Raw genomic sequence first — 17,580 nt, forward strand, 5'->3', positions numbered from 1 at the left:
TAGTACCAGCAACTTCAACTGTTTCTGGAATTAATTTTTATATAGTATTAGAAAAATTACATGAAGAAATAACGAAGTTTTAATGTAAATGATCGCCCGGGCTTTTGCACATTAAAATAATCGTATAAGTTGACATCTGTAATATCATAACATTCTAATGCAATGTTATATCGTCCGTTTTTAAGTGAATAAGCTACAGATGCAGAATAAAAAAGCTGTTCTGGAATCTCCTTTTTTCCTGTTTCTCCAAGATTTGGATTTCTTAAATAATAGCTGCTGGAGTAATTTGTCAATAAATTAATGGTAAGGAAGTCATCTTCGAACCCAATTTTTTTGAAATTAAATCCTAAGTTGGCATTACCGTACAAAATTGGCACGTTTGCTAGTTGCTTATTATACAAATAATTAACCTGATTGGTACCCGGAGAAACCGTTGCGTCTTTATTAACCGTTTTTTGATAAGTTGCGTTTAAATCTAAAACCAGCCAGTCTTTGTAGCCATAATGCAAAACTCCATCAACCCCGGTTACTTGTATGTTTTTAAAATTAATCGCTTTACTTTTTGATGGATTGCTTTGATCTTGCCTGTCTTGTATAAAATCATCAGCTCTTCTGTAGATAAAATTTGCTTCTGCTCCATAAGAATGTATCACAGCAGCATTTTTATATGAAAATCCAAAATTAAAATTATCACTAGATTCCGGCTGAAGATTTGGACTTGGACTTACTCTAAGACCATCTCCTAATAATTGAAGTGCTGATGGCATCCTGTAAGCATGCTCAAAAGATGTTTTAACCTGTAACGTTTCAGGAATTAAAAAATAAGCTGCGGCACTGCCATAACCAAAATTGTTAAAGGAAGGTTTGACTACCTTTTCTGAAGTTGTACCCGGATCTGTTGTCACTTCTCCTTTTAAATCAAGCATTTTTCCAAAAGCTGTAAAAGACAGTCTTTTTTCAAACGCCGATAAACTATATGAAAAACCTACAATGTTTTTATTCAAAAATGGTTTTGTTGGTTTGTCTGTAGTTATATATTCGTTATCCTCCTTACGCTTATATCCTACATAAGTATAATTTAGAGCAAATGTGTTATTCTCATCTAATTCATATTTTAAATTAGCATTACTTTGAAGAGATTTTACATCGTAAACCATTAAAGTTTTAACAGTATTAATTTCTCCTGAACTATTGTAAGCCGGCACGTCTGTACGCACTCCTCTCCATGTAAATCTTCTGGATGAAGTATCAACCTTGCGTTCTTCTGCTATGTTGTAAGATGCTGCCCAAGTTGCCGTTAATCCTTTAGTAAACAAATTTGATTTCTTATACTTTAATGAAGTAACAAAATTGTGGCTGTCTTCAAAAGCATCACCAACAACTCTAAACATAGTAGGCCCTTGTTGTACTTCCTTTTTGTTTGCACTGCCAGTAACACCAACTAACAAGTAATCTGCATATTTTTTGTCTTTTACTCCTACTTCTGCTATAACAGTTGCTTGTTTGTAACCATCATGAAAGTGTTTCAAATCTTCCGGTGGTCCAAAAAGTCCTGTTATAGGATCTGGAACCTGAGCTTCGACTTTATAACTATTATCAGAATAATTTAAAAAAGCATTAAGATTGGTTACAAAACCATTTTTACTGGTAAAACGTGTATTTAATGCAGCCTTATGAGTATTAAAAGATCCATAACTGTATGATGCATCAATATATCTGTTTACATTTTTATTTGTTACAATATTTACTGCACCTCCTAAAGCATCACCTCCTAATTCAATTGGTACAACCCCTTTATAAACATCAATTCTTTCCGCCATATTTGTTGGAATATTATTCAATGTAAAAGATGGGCCGTAATTATCTAATGGAATTCCGTCCATAAAAAACTTAACCTGATCTCCGGAAAAACCGTTCAACGAAAAATTAAAAGCAGAACCCATTCCTCCTGTTTCTCTCACACGAACTCCGGTAGTTCTATTTAAAACCTGATTTAAATCGGCAGAAGTATTATAAAGCTGTTTCAAATCAACTGCCGTAATGTTAAAAGCTTCTTCCCGAACGCGCTGCACTTTTGATTTTCCTTTAACCTGAACTTCATCTAGAGCAGCCATATCCTCTTCGATAGTGATTGCCGAAATTGTTTTAGACTGGTCCAGATTTATTTTGGTTTGTTTTGATTTATAGCCAACATAAGTAATCGATAAAGTATAGTTACCTGGTACAGCACTAATTTCAAATTCTCCTTTTTCGTTTGTTAAAGTTGAATAAGATGTGCCTTTTAATGCCACCGAAACACCTTCAGCAGGTTTTCCATTATTTCCTAAAACAACACCACTTAAGTTTACTTTGCTATTTTGTGAGAAACCCTGAGGCGAAATGAAGAACAATAAAATCAGGATTAACAGTCTATTTATTTGCATTATATTAATTTGATTTAAATTAAATTTGGCACAAAATTAACATACAAACACAAATAAAAACAAATTTATTTTTATTTATTCTAAATAAGAACAAAATTAACCATTAAAATAAAATATCAATAAAAAAATCTATCAATTCTTAAGATTTAATTAATATTGATTTAAGTTTTTATTAAATAAAATTGAAAATAAGTTAAAATCACAATGTTTAAATCATTAAAAACCTTACAAACCCCATAAAAAAAGTCCTGCTAACCGAAGTTAGCAGGACTTGTAAAAAAGTTTTTATTGCTTTTTTAGATAAGCAGTTTCATTTCATCTAAAACTATTTTAATATCATCTTTTGTTGTTCGCCAATTTACAAATGAAGCCCGGATTCCTTTTTTATTTTGATAAACAGTCGGCGTCATAAAAACGGTTCCCGTATCATTTAGTTTGGTTAAAAACTCGCTCACTTTATCTTGATTTTCGTCTCCTTTTAAAGTAAAACAAACATTATTTAATCGAATTGGAGCCAAAAGTTCAAAGTTGCCGTCTTCAATAAGGGCATTTCCAAAATGAAGTGCCAATGAAGTACTCTTTTCGATAATATCACAAAAACCTTCTTTCCCGTAAGCTACTAATGAAAACCAAACCGGCAGTGCTCTCAAACGACGTGAATTTTCAGGAAGAACATTTAAATAATTAAAATTCTCCAGCGGATTTCCTAAATATGGTGCATTCGAATTCTGAAATGTTTCAATCTGCAGGTTTACATGTTCTTTTTTAATTAAATAAAAAGCACTTTCATAAGGGACATTAAGCCATTTATGACAATCAATTGTAATACTATCTGCTTCTTCCCAGCCTTTTACAAGATGTTTGTATTTTTCTGAAGTTGCGGCAAAACCTCCAAAAGCACCATCAACGTGCCACCAGAAATTGTATTTTTCTTTTAGATTTGAAATAGCTTCAAAATCATCAAAATCTGCAGTATTTACAGTTCCGGCACTTGAAATTAGTATAAAAGGTTTTCCGTTTAATTCTTTAATTTTCAATTCTAAATCAGCAATATCAATTGCTTCACGATTGCCTTCAACTGTTTTTACTACGGTGTAATTCTGACTTCCAATTCCTAACATCGATAATGATTTTATGGAAGAAGAATGCGGCGTTGCAGTTAAAATATGTATGGTTTCTGAAATTCCGTTTTTAGCAAAATCCTTTCCAAGTTGTTTTCCAAACCATTGTCTCGCAACAGCTAAACTGGTAAAATTTGACATTGTTGCCCCCGTTACAAATCCGCCCAAAAAAGAGTCTGGAAGTTCTAATAATTGCAATAATAGATTAATCGTTTCAAATTCTATTAAAGCAGAATTTCCTCCTTGTGATGTTATCGATTGTGTATTTTGATCGTAAACTGTTGCCAGCCAGTCACCAACAATAGAAGCCGGAGTTGATCCTCCCGTTACAAATCCCCAATAACGCGGCCCTGGAGACGAAACTAATAAAGGCGCTAGTCTTTCATTAAATTCTTTTAAAGCTTTTTCTGAGCCTAAACCTAACTCGTTTAAATCTCGTTTGGGATCAATTTTATTGGTATTGGATGTTGGAATGTTTTCAAGATTATTAAGAAAATCGATACCTTGTTGTTTTGCTTTTTCTAAGATATTTTCTAAATCGTTTAGATCGTCTTGTAGTATTGTGTTCATATTTACATAAGTTATTTGATCAGCGTCATTGTCAGGCTGAGCGAAGTCGAAGCCTTTACATGCGAGATAAAGTTGTTTTTAAGAATTATTTTTGAGAGGAAAATTTTTATACCGAAGCTACCACTTGGTTTTTTCGGAGAATCTCGAAACCATCATCGAGCAGATTACATCACCGTTTGCATTGAGTAAAGTAGCAATTGGATCAACCAAAGTTCCCAAAATCATAGCAACTGGAAGTGCTTGTTCCATTGGGAAACCGTAAACGGTAATGGCCAATATTTCGCCAATATAACCTCCGTTTGGAATTCCTCCTTCGACTATTGAAACTATTACAGTAATTCCTAAAGCTAGAAGAATAGTCATTGGATCTGTAAAATCTTTGCCAAACATAGCAAACAAAAAGGTTATTTTTAAAATGGATGACATACTCGATCCGTCTTTGTGCAAAGGTGCACCAAGCGGAATAACCAAATTGCGAACATGCGACGGGATTCCCATTTTTTGTGCAGCATCCAGATTTGCCGGAATCGTTGCAATACTGCTGCAAGTTCCAACTGCTGTTAATGAAGGCGTGATATTATTGCTCCAAAAAACTTTAAAAGCTCTTTTTCCGCCAGAGACTAGTGCGTATAAACTAAAAAACACAAAGAAATAGAAAATACAGGCCGCATAATAAACTGCCATAGGTTTTGCATAAACTCCAAACAACTGCGGACCAAAAATACCAACCTGATAAGCAAAATATGCTCCCAAACCAATTGGCGCAAATTTCATTATGATGTTTAATAGCTGTTTCATAACCTCGTTTCCGGAATCCAGAAAGCTCTTAAAAGCATTTCCTTTTTCTCCCGACTGCAATGTTGCAAAGCCAATTAAAAAGGAGAAAATAATCAACGCCAGCATACTTTTTCGCGACAATAGTTCGAAGAAATCATTTGCCGTAAGTAGTTTCGCAATTTGATCTCCAGCTGATCCTGATTCAATCTTTTCAAATGGAACTTTGGTAATGGCTATATCCTGATGAATTGGAAAAAGATACACAGCACAAATCATTACAATTCCTGAAATAAGAATCGTTGCCAAAAAAACCAGAATCATAATCACAAACAGTTTTCCTAGTTTTTCTGTTCTTTCCAAATTAGCAATGGAAGAACCAATCGTGAAAAATATAAGTGGAATAATAGCGGTAAAAAGTAAATTCAGGAAAATGTCACCAAGCGGTTTTATTACCAAAACTTTTTCTCCAAACACTAATCCAAAAATACTCCCAACTATAATACCTCCAAGAAGTAAAAGTATACTGCTGTAATTTTGTAGAAAATTGATTTTTTTAACTTCCATAATTGTAGAGGATTATATTCAGAAAGGTTAATAATATAGAATGAAAGTACTCAAAAAAATGCAAGAATTAATTCTTTTTTGCCACAGATTAAAATCCTTTTAAATCTTTTAATCTGTGGCAAAAAACTATTTTTCCAGAACAATCGTAGTAAAAACCCTGTCGGCAAGTTCGCCTGTTTTGCTTTTTACTTGTTCTGTTTGACTTTCAGTATAAACAATTTTAAAAGGCGTTTTTTCAATTAATTGCTGAGCCTTTTCAGTACTGTATAATTCGAATTCAAATTGTGTAAAAGGCAATTGCTTCATGAAATCTTCCTGAGCAAATGTTAAGCAGAAATTACCATTTGGCTTTAAAACTCTATAAATTTCTAAAAGCAATTTCTCAGGTTCCTGCCAGAAATAAATGGTATTTACAGTAAATATTTTATCGAAAGATTCATCTTCAAACGGAATTTTATTTCCGTCATACAATGAAAAGAAAGCTTGTTTTTGAGAGACAAAATTTCTGTTTATTTGGCGCGCTTCCTGAAACATTAATTCCGACATTTCCAATCCGTAATATTTCAGATTTTCTGCTTGTTCGAATAAAAATTCTACGTGGCCAGCGTTTCCGTGACCTAATTCCAGAATTTTATTCTCTTTGGATATATTGAGATTTTGAATCGAATGACGGGTCATATTGATGTTCGTTTCGTTCATCATATTCGCCATTTCGATTCCTTTTTCTCCCGATGGATGTTTTAATTGAGAGGCTATGGCTTGTAATTCTTCTTGTTTCATGATTGCAAAAGTTAAATTCCAAATTAAAAAAATCCAAATTCCAAGCTTCGTTTGTCATTGCGAGGAACGAAGCAACCGCACTAACAAAAATATGCAGCGTGAGATTGCTTCGTTCCTCGCAATGACCTTAAAAAACCTGACTCGCGATCTGGCGAATATTCTCAGATTTACCCATTGAATAATAATGTAAAAACGGAACTCCGGCAGCTTTTAATTCTAATGATTGTTGAATCGCCCACTCGATTCCAACTTGTTTGATTTCAGCGTTGTTTTTGCATTTATCAACTGCATCGATTAAATCTTCCGGCAAATCGATTCTGAAAATCTGTGGCAAAACTTGTAAATGTCTTTGAACCGCAATTGGTTTAATTCCAGGAATAATAGGAATTGTGATTCCCATTTCTCTTGCTTTTTCTACAAAGGCAAAATATTTTGAGTTGTCAAAAAACATTTGCGTTACCACATAATCTGCCCCTGCGTCAACTTTTTCTTTTAATCTTTTTAAATCTGATTGTAAAGATGGTGATTCTAAATGTTTTTCAGGATAACCTGCAACACCAATACAAAAATCAGCTTTATTATCGATATCCATCACTTCATGCAGATATTTTCCGCAGTTTAAATCGTTGATTTGTCGTACTAAATCAATCGCATAATGATTTCCCCCAGCTTTTGGCACAAAAGATTGTTCGTCTTTCATCGCATCGCCGCGAAGTGCCATTACGTTGTTGATTCCCAAATACTGACAATCAACCAGCATATATTCGGTTTCTTCCTGCGTAAAGCCGCCACAAAGCAAATGTGGAACGGTATCTACATTGTATTTATGTTTTATAGAAGCGCAGATTCCAAGCGTTCCCGGACGCATACGAGTCAGTTTTTTATCCAAAAGTCCGTTACCGCGATCAATGTAAATATACTCTTCACGAGACGTTGTTACGTCAATAAACGGCGGTTTAAACTCCATTAACGGATCGATATTATCGTATAATTCCTGAATACTTTTCCCCTTTTGAGGCGGAATAATTTCAAATGAGAATAATGTTTTTCCTTTGGCGTTTTCTATATGCTCTGTTACTTTCATTTCTTAAGTTATGGATTATGAGTTATGAATTTTGAGTTTTAGTTCGTGTAAAAAATCTGAAATCAAAAAACGTAAATCAATAATTTATTTTGTTTCAAGTTTAAAGTTTCAGGTTTCAAGTTGCTGTAGAGAACTTGAAACTTTAAACCTGAAACCTGAAACTTTTTGTTAATCTGCTATATTAGGATTTAACCATTTCATGGCATAATCAGTTGGAACATTACGACGTTTAGCGTAATCTACTACTTGGTCTTCTTTTATTTTTCCGAGTCCAAAATATCTGCTTTTTGGATTTCCGAAATAATATCCAGAAACTGATGAAGCCGGCCACATCGCCATGCTTTCTGTCAGGGTCACTCCAATTTCTTCGGCTACATTTAAAAGTTTCCAGATAGTTGGTTTTTCCAAGTGATCTGGACAAGCCGGATAACCCGGAGCCGGACGAATTCCTTTATAATTTTCTTTAATCAATTCTTCGTTGGTTAAAGATTCTTCTGAATCATAACCCCAAAAATCCTTACGAACTCTCTCGTGAAGATATTCGGCGAAAGCCTCAGCAAAACGATCGGCAAGCGCTTTTACCATAATCGAATTATAATCATCTAAATTAGCTTCATATTCCGCTGCCCATTCATCTACACCAAAACCTGTGGTTACACAAAAAGCTCCCATGTAATCTTCTATTCCGCTTTCTTTTGGCAGAATAAAATCGGCTAAAGCTATATTTGGTGCTCCTTTTGTTTTTTGTGACTGCTGACGAAGCGTTAAGAATTTCTCCAAAACTTTTCCGTTTTCATCACGCAATTCGATATCGTCGTCATCAACCTGATTCGCAGGGAAAATTCCGTAAATACCTTTTGCTTTTAGTTTTTTCTGAGCTAGAATAGTGTTTAACATTTCTCTAGCATCATTATAAACAGAAGTTGCCTGCTCTCCCACAATCTCATCCGTTAAAATTGCAGGAAACTTTCCATGCAATTCCCAAGTTTGAAAAAATGGTGTCCAGTCAATATACGGAACCAAAACATCCAGTTCTATTTCTATGGTTTGTTTTCCAATTACTTTTGGCTTAGTTGGCGTATATTCAGACCAATCCAATGGTAATTTGTTTTTACGGGCATCTTCAATCGTCAGGAAGTTTTTATCTCTTGAACGATTTAAAAATGTTTCTCTAAAAGAATCATATTCTGCACGAATATCCGCCGCATATATTTTTCGGTTATGATCTAACAGATTTCCTGCAACAGTAACCGCTCTCGATGCATCGTTTACGTGAATTACAGTTTCTCTGTATTGCGGCGCGATTTTCACGGCCGTATGCGCACGCGAAGTTGTTGCTCCGCCAATCATAATCGGGATTTTAATTCCTTGTTTGTCTAATTCTTTGGCTAAGTAAACCATTTCATCAAGCGAAGGCGTGATCAGTCCACTTAGACCTATGATATCTACATTATGCTCAATCGCCGCAGCAATAATTTTTTCCGGAGGTACCATAACACCAAGATCTACAATCTCGTAATTGTTACAAGCCAATACCACTGAAACGATGTTTTTACCAATATCGTGAACATCCCCTTTTACAGTTGCCATCAGGATTTTTCCGTTTCCTTGTTTATCTCCGGCTTGTTTACTTGCTTCGATAAAAGGCAGTAAATAAGCCACCGCTTTTTTCATTACACGAGCCGATTTTACAACCTGAGGCAGGAACATTTTTCCACTTCCGAATAAATCTCCAACTACATTCATTCCCGTCATCAAATTGATTTCGATAACTTCGATTGGTTTTGTCGCTGCCAAACGTGCTTCTTCAACATCTTCTTCAATAAAAGCATCAATTCCTTTTACCAATGAGTGCGTAATACGCTCCTGAACCGTTCCAAAACGCCATTCCTGAACGGCTTTTTCATCGCTCTTTACTTCCCCTTTTACATTTTCAGCAAAATCTAAAAGCCGTTCTGTCGCATCGTCGCGTCTATCTAAAATTACGTCTTCAACGTGTTCTAATAAATCTTTCGGAATATCATCGTAAATCGTCAACATCTCCGGATTAACGATTCCCATCGTCATTCCATTTTTAATCGCATGGTATAAAAACACAGAGTGCATGGCTTCACGAACGTGATCATTTCCTCTAAAAGAAAACGAAACGTTACTTACTCCACCGCTAATATGCGCGTGAGGTAAATTATCGCGAACCCATTTTGTTCCTCTAAAAAAGTCCAAAGCGTTTAAGCGATGTTCTTCCATTCCGGTTGCAACGGGGAAAATATTCAAATCGAAAATAATATCCTGAGGAGGAAAACCTACTTTGTTCACCAAAATATCATACGAACGCTGACAAATCTCCACTCTACGATCGAAATTATCGGCCTGACCTACTTCGTCAAATGCCATGATAATTGCCGCAGCTCCATAACGTTTGATTAATCGCGCGTGGTGAACAAAAGCTTCTTCTCCTTCTTTTAATGAAATCGAGTTTACAACGCTTTTTCCTTGTACTACTTTCAGACCAGCTTCAATAATTTCCCATTTCGAACTGTCGATCATAATCGGCACTCTCGAAATATCTGGTTCTGCAGCAATTAAATTCAAAAATTTAGTCATTGCAGTAACACCGTCAAGCATTCCCTCATCCATATTAATATCAATGATCTGTGCTCCACCTTCTACCTGCTGTCTTGCAATATCAAGCGCCTCGTCATATTTCTCTTCCTTGATTAACCTTAGGAATTTTCTTGAACCTGTTACATTTGTACGCTCACCAACATTTACGAAAACACTTTCCGGCGTAATAATTAATGGTTCTAATCCTGATAATACAAGGTCTCTTCTTTTTTCTGTCATTTTTTTTAAAGTTACTAAGATCCTAAGATGCTAAGGTTCTAAGTTTTTTATTCTTATTTCTTTCCTGCAAGGTTTTAAAAACCTTGCAGGTATATTTGTTTTCTATATTTTAATTTGGGCGTGTCCCTCCGGGTCGAGCTATCCGCTAATAGTCCTCGCTCTTCCTTCGTCAGGCTGTGGGCTAACCGCTTCTATCCCTCACGCAATGCTACCAGCCATTTGTTCCTACGGAACATTTATTTCCATTTTGAATGCTCTATATATTTGCAAGTTACTCCTGCATCATATACATAATATTTAGTTTTAGTAAATCCTGCTTTAACTAATGAAATTGAATCAGGTTGTAATTCTTCTTCTAAAACTATATAGTTTTTTTCTGGGTTGTCTAAATCGTATTTTACTTTATAAAACTTATTTACATGTCCATAATCAATAGTAACCTCAGCTAAAACTTTTTTATTTGTATAAAAATAATATCTCAAAGACCTAGTTTTTCTGTGATATTTGACTCTAGTTGTAAGCCCTATTGTTTCTCCTTTTAAATTTTTATCGTGTTCATCATACTTCTTTTCATTCTTATTTGAAAAAATACTAACCAAAAATATTAGTGCTATCAGAGCTATTCCTGCAAATCCCTTGATTTTATCTATATCTCTTTTATTTTCTTCCACTTTTTAATTTTCAATCGAATAAATTCTGTTGTTTCCGAACATTTTAATTTCAATTCAACCTGCAAGGTTTTCAAAACCTTGTAGGTTTCTACTTTTTATTCGTAAACAAAATCATACCTACAAGGTTTTGGAAACCTTGCAGGAAACGTTTACGCAATAACTGGTGCTATTCTAGGCTTATAATCCTTCGCAACTTCAGCAATTAATCTAATATGATCCGGAGTTGTACCACAACAACCTCCAATAATATTGATTAAATTATCATCTAAATATTCTTTAATGAAAGCTTGAGTTTGTTCTGGTGTTTCATCATATTGCCCGAATGCGTTCGGCAATCCTGCATTTGGATGCGCCGAAACATTAAAACTTGTATTATGCGCTAATGTTTTTAAATACGGTTTCAACAAATCGGCTCCAAGAGCGCAATTGAATCCTACGCTTAATAACGGAATATGCGAAACTGAAATCAAAAACGCTTCAACAGTCTGTCCTGAAAGTGTTCTTCCAGATGCATCTGTAATCGTTCCTGAAACCATGATTGGAATATCAAGATTACGTTCTTCTTTTACTTCTTCGATTGCAAAAAGTGCCGCTTTTGCATTTAAAGTATCGAAAATCGTTTCTACTAAAAGTAAATCACAGCCACCATCCATTAAGGCTTCTACTTGCTCTTTGTACGCAATTCGTAAATCGTCAAACGTTACTGCTCTGTAACCTGGATCGTTTACATCTGGCGACATACTTGCTGTACGGTTTGTCGGTCCGATTGAACCAGCTACGAAACGTGGTTTGTTCGGGTTTTTAGCGGTAAACTCATCGGCTACTTGTCTTGCGATTTTTGCCGATTCGTAGTTTAACTCGTAAACCAAATCTTCCATGTGATAATCGGCCATACCGATTGTCGTTCCTGAAAAGGTATTGGTTTCTACTATGTCAGCACCGGCTTCATAGTAAGCAGCATGAACATCGCGGATCGCTTGTGGTTGTGTTAGGGATAGTAAATCGTTGTTCCCTTTTAACGGATGCGGAAAATCTTTGAAACGCTCTCCTCTGAAATCTTCTTCTGAGAAATTATAGCGCTGCAACATTGTTCCCATTGCTCCGTCAAGGATTAGGATATTTTTTTTTATTGCTTCTTTTATCGTAATTGCCATATTCTTTTGCCGCTAAGGCACTAAGGCACCAAGCTTTTTTAATTATAATTTAAAGGCTCTATTTAAACCCGACAGGTTTTTGAAACCTGTCGGGTTTAACCTTCGATATTTTTTATTCACATTAATTCCAAAAGTGCACTATTGCTGGCTCATTAGCCCCGATTACTTCACTTAATTTCTATTTTCATAGGAGTTCAGTGAACTCCGTTTGAAGTGGAAATCCTTTTGATTTTTTCCTTTAAAAAAGCAAAAGATTGCAACGTAAAGCGGGAACTATTGACTGCAAAAATGCGCCAATGATTCGCTCCTGATACAGAATCTGTTTCAGTAAATATTATAAGTTGTCAGGAAAAGTTTTGAGAAATACGAGTATGTATTTGTGTTATCTATCTTTAATACTGGAAAATGTCGTATAAAGTAGAATTTAGCACCTTCTTTATGATAAAGGGTTGCTAAGGTTTCATCGGGTCTATCCCTCCGCCTTTCGTGATAACTGACAATAATTTTAAGAACAGTGCAAAGGTATGAAATAGGCTTTCGATTTGCAAATGTTTTTTTTCTAAGGTTCTGAGGTTCTAAGATTTTAAAATTGAATACTGTTTTTCAAACATAGCCCGTGGTTTCAACCACGGGAAAGGCATTGTGATAATTCTTTTCGTATTGTAATCATTGATTGTGTATGGATTGCGTTCCAGTGGTTGAAACCACTAGCTATATTTTATGTAGATTTCTTAAAACATCAATGCATAATAAAATGAAAAAGCTCAAACTAAAAGTTTGAGCTTGTATATAAAATCTTAGAGTCTCAGAAACTTAAACAATCGCCTTCACAACCGCTTTTGGAGCTTCTTTACGAGTTCCGTCGAAACCGTCTACACCAGAAACCGTTGTATATTTCAATACATATTTTTTACCTGGATTGATGATTCCGTATGCAGCCTGGCACATTAAAGTTGCTTCGTGGAATCCGCAAAGGATTAACTTTAATTTTCCTGGGTATGTATTTACGTCTCCAATGGCAAAGATTCCCGGGATGTTCGTTTGGTAATCTAATGCATTGTTTACTTTGATGGCATTTTTTTCGATTTCTAATCCCCAATCACCAATTGGACCTAATTTTGGTGTTAATCCAAAAAGTGGGATGAAGTAGTCACATTCGATTTTACGATGTGCTCCGTTTTCTTCGATATCTAATGATTCAACGTGCTCTGCTCCGTTAATTCCGATAACTTCTGCCGGAGTAATTAGTTTGATTTTTCCAGCTGTTTTTAATTCCTGTACTTTTTCTACAGAATCTAAAGCCCCTCTAAATTCGTTTCTTCTGTGAATTAAAGTTACTTCTGAAGCTACGTTTGCCAAGAAGATACTCCAGTCTAATGCTGAATCTCCTCCTCCTGCAATAACAACTCTTTTGTCTCTGAATTTCTCTGGATTTTTGATGAAGTATTTTACTCCTTTATCTTCATAAAACTCGATATCTTCGATAAGTGGTTTACGAGGCTCAAAACTTCCTAAACCTCCAGCGATTGCGATAACTGGCGCGTGAAATTTAGTTCCTTTGTTTGAAGTTACAATGAAAGATCCGTCTTCTTGTTTTTCGATTGTTTCTGCACGCTCTCCTAAGGTAAAACCTGGCTCAAATTGTTTAATTTGCTCCATTAAACCATCGACTAAATCTCCGGCTAAAACTTCTGGGAAACCTGGAATATCATAGATAGGCTTTTTAGGATATAATTCTGAAAGCTGTCCACCTGGCTGAGGCAAAGCGTCTAAAATGTGGCATTTTAATTTTAACAATCCTGCCTCGAAAACGGCAAATAAACCTGTTGGGCCTGCTCCAATTATAAGTATATCTGTTTTAATCATTATGTTTGTTGTTTATAATCATTCTTAATAATACAAAGAAACGAATAATTTATTCTCCTGACAATGATTTTTATCATTATTCATTTCTCCTCGTTCATCCATCGGGTTGAAACCCGACGCTACAATATAAATTGTTCCTTCGGAACTTTTTTATTATTCTTTATTCTTCAATGAATCGGTTATTTCGTTCATTCTCTTCACTTTTTCTTCAAAATTACCTTTTAAGGTTTTACGATATTCATTGAGGTTTTCAACCATTTGATTGATATCTTCTGGTATTACTTCTTCAAAAAATTCCCGAAGCCTTTTTGCCGTTGTTGGCGATTTTCCGTTGGTCGAAATAGCAATTTTTACATTTCCTTTTGTTACGATTCCGCCTAAGTAATAATCACACAAATCTGGCGTATCGGCAATATTGCAAATCAAATAACGCTTTCTCGACAATTCGTAAACCTTTTTATTCACTTTCAAATCGTCTGTACAGGCAATTACCATGTGACGCTTTTCGAGCATTTTCTTTTTAAACTTCGATTTTGTCAATTTTATCGAAGGATGTTTTTCTGCTAAAACTTTAATTTCTAAATGAAATTCTTTTGCCACTACCTCAACATTTGCATTTGGACTTGACTTTAGCAAGAAAGAAAGCTTTTCCAGACCTACATTTCCTCCACCCACAATTAAAACATTCAGATTGTGAAGTTTTAGAAATATTGGATATAATTCGTTTTGTTCCATTTTAATTTAATTTCATCTAAACAAAATTAGATGATTTTGTTGAACATTAGGAAAATCTAATATTGCAATGTTTATTGTTTCCCCCGGATTAAAATCCGGCGCTACAATATGAATCGTTCCTTCGGAACTTTATCTTGAAACTTCTTTTGATAGAAATTCTTCGTAAAATCCTTTTAATTTGTTGCTTTCGCGGACAACTTCGCCTAAAACAATAATTGCGGGTGAACCTAATTCTTTTTCTTTTACAATATTTAGAATCGAATCAACTGTTCCAACTCCAACTTTTTCATCTGCTGTTGTTCCGTTTTGGATGATTGCAACGGGCAAATTTCCTTTATCTTCTTTTTGAAACAAATCGATGATTTGAGGCAATTTGTGCATTCCCATCAAAATCACAACAGTTGCAGAAGATTGCGCTGCCAAAGCGACATCTGAAGATAATTTTCTATCAGAAGTTGTTCCGGTAATTGCCCAAAAACTTTCTGAAACGCCACGTTTTGTTATTGAAATTCCTTGGCTTGCAGGAACAGCAACTACAGACGAAATTCCGGGAACTACGATAGTTTCTATTCCGAAACTTTCTGCAAATTCTACTTCTTCGCTTCCTCTTCCAAAAATGAATGGATCTCCACCTTTTAATCGAACTACGTTTCCGTATGTCAGTGCATTATCCACAATCAATTGATTGATTTGATCTTGCGTGTAAGCATGATTTCCGATTCTTTTTCCAACAAAAATTCGGATGGCATTTTTTGGCGCGTAATCCAGAATTTCTTCGTTGGCCAAAGCGTCGTATAAAACCACATTAGCTTCAGCCAATGCTTTTACAGCTTTTAGCGTAAGTAAATCAGGATCACCCGGACCTGCACCAACTAAAGTTATTTTGGGTTTTATATTAAGCATTTTCTAATTCCTGAGCTCTGAATGTTTCGATTTTATCAAAGAAAACTACTGCCTGAGCAATATAATCTTTAGCGAAAACTTCTGATGGTTCATTTTTATTGATTTGATAAACCAAGTCTTTAAAAGTTGAGTTTAATTCGATTTTATTATTTTCAACAAAAACAGTATCAAACAAATCTACAATTCCTGCGTGATGGTTTGTTTTTTGATTTTCTGACAATAACAATGCTTTTGCTCCATTTACAAATCCTGCATAAGCATGATAAATAGCATCTGACCATTTTTGGTTATCAAAAGATTCCTGAGCCAATAGTAATTTCTCTTTCGCTTCAAACAATAATGTCGCTACTAAATCGATCACAACTCCGGCACATTCTCCTACTCCAACTGCTTTTACGTAATTGTCTGCATTACCCCAATCTACAAAATCAGCTTCTGTTAAATTGGTTACGTCTGCGAAAGGTTTTAAAATTTCATAGAAATATTTCTCTCCTTTTGCATCATAATAATTAAGGAATTTTTCTCCATTTGAATTCGCATCAAAATCATTTAAGATGGTACGTAATGCATCTGGGCCTCTACGGCTTGGAATTTTAATTACTTTATCAGCAAAACGTCCCGCTCCGTTTCCTAATCTTCCTCCGCCTAATAAAACCTGCAATGCTGGAGCAACCAGTTTTCCTGAGTTGATAGACATTCCCTGGAATCCAATTGCAGACATATTATGTTGTCCGCAGGCATTCATACAGCCCGAAATTTTAATCTCGATTTCGTGGTTGTTTAAATACTGAGGATATTCGGCAATTAAAACTCTTTCTAATTCTTCTGCAATACCGGTACTACTTGCAATCCCCAAATTACAAGTATCAGTACCCGGACATGCCGTAATATCTCCTGTAGAATTATACCCCAATTGAACAAAGTCTAACTTGGCTAATTCCTGATAAAAGAAAGGCAAATTCTCTTCTTTTATGTGACGTATTACAATATTTTGACGCAATGAAAAACGTAATTCGTTTGCTCCGTAATTTTTAATTAAAGCGGCTAATAATCTTGCTTTATCAGTATAAAAATCTCCTAATAAAATTTTGATTCCAATAGCGTAATAACCGTCTTGTTTCTGCTTAATTACATTCGATTTTTTCCACGCTTCATAAGCTGCAGTATCTTCAATTGTAACTTGCGGAACTTCTAATACTGGTTCTGTAATTGGACCATCAAAAGCGGTTGTATCAATTTCGTATGTTTCAAAAGCGATGGCTTTTTTCTCTTGTTCAACCAAATCAAGGAAAACATCTCTTCCCATTTCTTTGATTAAGAATTTCATACGCGCTTTCATTCTTTTTGCACGCTCACCATATCTATCGAAAATACGGATGATTCCTTCTGCTGTTGGAATGATTTCGTTTACCGGAACAAACTCTGAAAGCAATTCGGCATGCGCCGGCTGAGATCCTAAACCTCCACCAAACATGATTTTGAATCCGCGTTGTCCGTCTTTAATTTTCGGAATAAATCCTAAATCGTGTAAATAACTCAAAGCGGTATCTTCGTCTGAAGAAGAAAACGAAATTTTGAATTTACGCCCCATTTCCTGACAAATTGGGTTTCTTAGTAGATATTGAAAAAGTCCGTGTGCATAAGGCGAAACATCAAATGGTTCGTTTACATCAACTCCAGCTAATTCACTTCCTGTAATATTTCTAACTGTGTTTCCACAAGCTTCACGAAGCGTAATATCGTCTTTAGCCAAATCTGCCCAAAGTTCTGGTGTTCTGTCTAAACTTACGTAGTGAATCTGGATATCCTGACGTGTTGTAATATGCAAACGCCCTGTAGAATATTCATCAGAAACTTGTGTAATACGCACTAATTGCTCACTGGTAACTTTACCATAAGGCAGTTTGATACGAATCATCTGAACGCCTTCCTGACGCTGACCGTAGATCCCACGCGCTAAACGAAGACTACGAAAACGCTCATCATCAATTTTTCCTCCGCGGAATAAGTGAATCTTTTTTTCTAATTCGATAATCTCCTTCTGAACTACCGGATTTTCTATTTCTGTTCTAAAACTTTCCATTTCTT

At 35.3% G+C, this 17,580-nt stretch carries 12 protein-coding genes and 1 riboswitch; all 12 genes read right to left on the reverse strand.

Annotation, left to right across the window (positions count from 1 at the left end):
* Window positions 1-56: 56 nt before the first annotated feature.
* A complete protein-coding gene (locus BUE10_RS05985) occupies window positions 57-2,423 on the reverse strand; it encodes a TonB-dependent receptor (RefSeq protein ID WP_073483295.1) in 2,367 nt (788 codons plus the stop codon).
* Between the two features lie 296 nt (window positions 2,424-2,719).
* On the reverse strand, window positions 2,720-4,114 hold the full coding sequence (locus tag BUE10_RS05990) for a pyridoxal phosphate-dependent decarboxylase family protein (RefSeq protein ID WP_073483298.1): 1,395 nt from the start codon (window positions 4,112-4,114) through the stop codon (window positions 2,720-2,722).
* A 117-nt stretch (window positions 4,115-4,231) separates the two neighbouring features.
* Window positions 4,232-5,455 (reverse strand): dicarboxylate/amino acid:cation symporter, encoded by a 1,224-nt coding sequence (locus BUE10_RS05995; protein WP_073483301.1) that lies wholly within the window; start codon window positions 5,453-5,455, stop codon window positions 4,232-4,234.
* A gap of 126 nt (window positions 5,456-5,581) precedes the next feature.
* Complete coding sequence (locus tag BUE10_RS06000) at window positions 5,582-6,235, reverse strand: class I SAM-dependent methyltransferase (protein WP_073483303.1); 654 nt, start codon at window positions 6,233-6,235, stop codon at window positions 5,582-5,584.
* Between the two features lie 127 nt (window positions 6,236-6,362).
* The gene (metF, locus tag BUE10_RS06005) at window positions 6,363-7,319 is read right to left on the reverse strand and encodes a methylenetetrahydrofolate reductase [NAD(P)H] (protein ID WP_073483305.1); all 957 of its coding nucleotides are present in this window, start codon (window positions 7,317-7,319) and stop codon (window positions 6,363-6,365) included.
* Window positions 7,320-7,487: 168 nt separating this feature from the next.
* Window positions 7,488-10,163, reverse strand: a complete 2,676-nt coding sequence (gene metH / locus BUE10_RS06010) for a methionine synthase (protein ID WP_073483307.1) — start codon at window positions 10,161-10,163, stop codon at window positions 7,488-7,490.
* A gap of 236 nt (window positions 10,164-10,399) precedes the next feature.
* The gene (locus BUE10_RS06015) at window positions 10,400-10,834 is read right to left on the reverse strand and encodes a hypothetical protein (RefSeq protein WP_073483309.1); all 435 of its coding nucleotides are present in this window, start codon (window positions 10,832-10,834) and stop codon (window positions 10,400-10,402) included.
* A gap of 149 nt (window positions 10,835-10,983) precedes the next feature.
* On the reverse strand, window positions 10,984-11,988 hold the full coding sequence (locus BUE10_RS06020) for a homocysteine S-methyltransferase family protein (protein ID WP_073483311.1): 1,005 nt from the start codon (window positions 11,986-11,988) through the stop codon (window positions 10,984-10,986).
* 379 nt (window positions 11,989-12,367) lie between these two features.
* Window positions 12,368-12,484, reverse strand: a riboswitch (SAM riboswitch).
* 317 nt (window positions 12,485-12,801) lie between these two features.
* Entirely contained in the window at window positions 12,802-13,854 is a 1,053-nt protein-coding gene (locus BUE10_RS06025; RefSeq protein WP_073483313.1) for an NAD(P)/FAD-dependent oxidoreductase, read from the reverse strand.
* 153 nt (window positions 13,855-14,007) lie between these two features.
* Window positions 14,008-14,589 (reverse strand): precorrin-2 dehydrogenase/sirohydrochlorin ferrochelatase family protein, encoded by a 582-nt coding sequence (locus BUE10_RS06030; protein WP_073483315.1) that lies wholly within the window; start codon window positions 14,587-14,589, stop codon window positions 14,008-14,010.
* Window positions 14,590-14,718: 129 nt separating this feature from the next.
* The gene (cobA, locus tag BUE10_RS06035) at window positions 14,719-15,492 is read right to left on the reverse strand and encodes a uroporphyrinogen-III C-methyltransferase (RefSeq protein ID WP_073483316.1); all 774 of its coding nucleotides are present in this window, start codon (window positions 15,490-15,492) and stop codon (window positions 14,719-14,721) included.
* Complete coding sequence (locus BUE10_RS06040; protein WP_073483318.1) at window positions 15,485-17,575, reverse strand: HEPN domain-containing protein; 2,091 nt, start codon at window positions 17,573-17,575, stop codon at window positions 15,485-15,487. The genes cobA and BUE10_RS06040 overlap by 8 nt, the downstream gene beginning before the upstream one ends.
* Window positions 17,576-17,580: the final 5 nt, after the last annotated feature.

The sequence above is a fragment of the Flavobacterium sp. CF108 genome (assembly GCF_900129795.1).
GTDB lineage: Bacteria > Bacteroidota > Bacteroidia > Flavobacteriales > Flavobacteriaceae > Flavobacterium.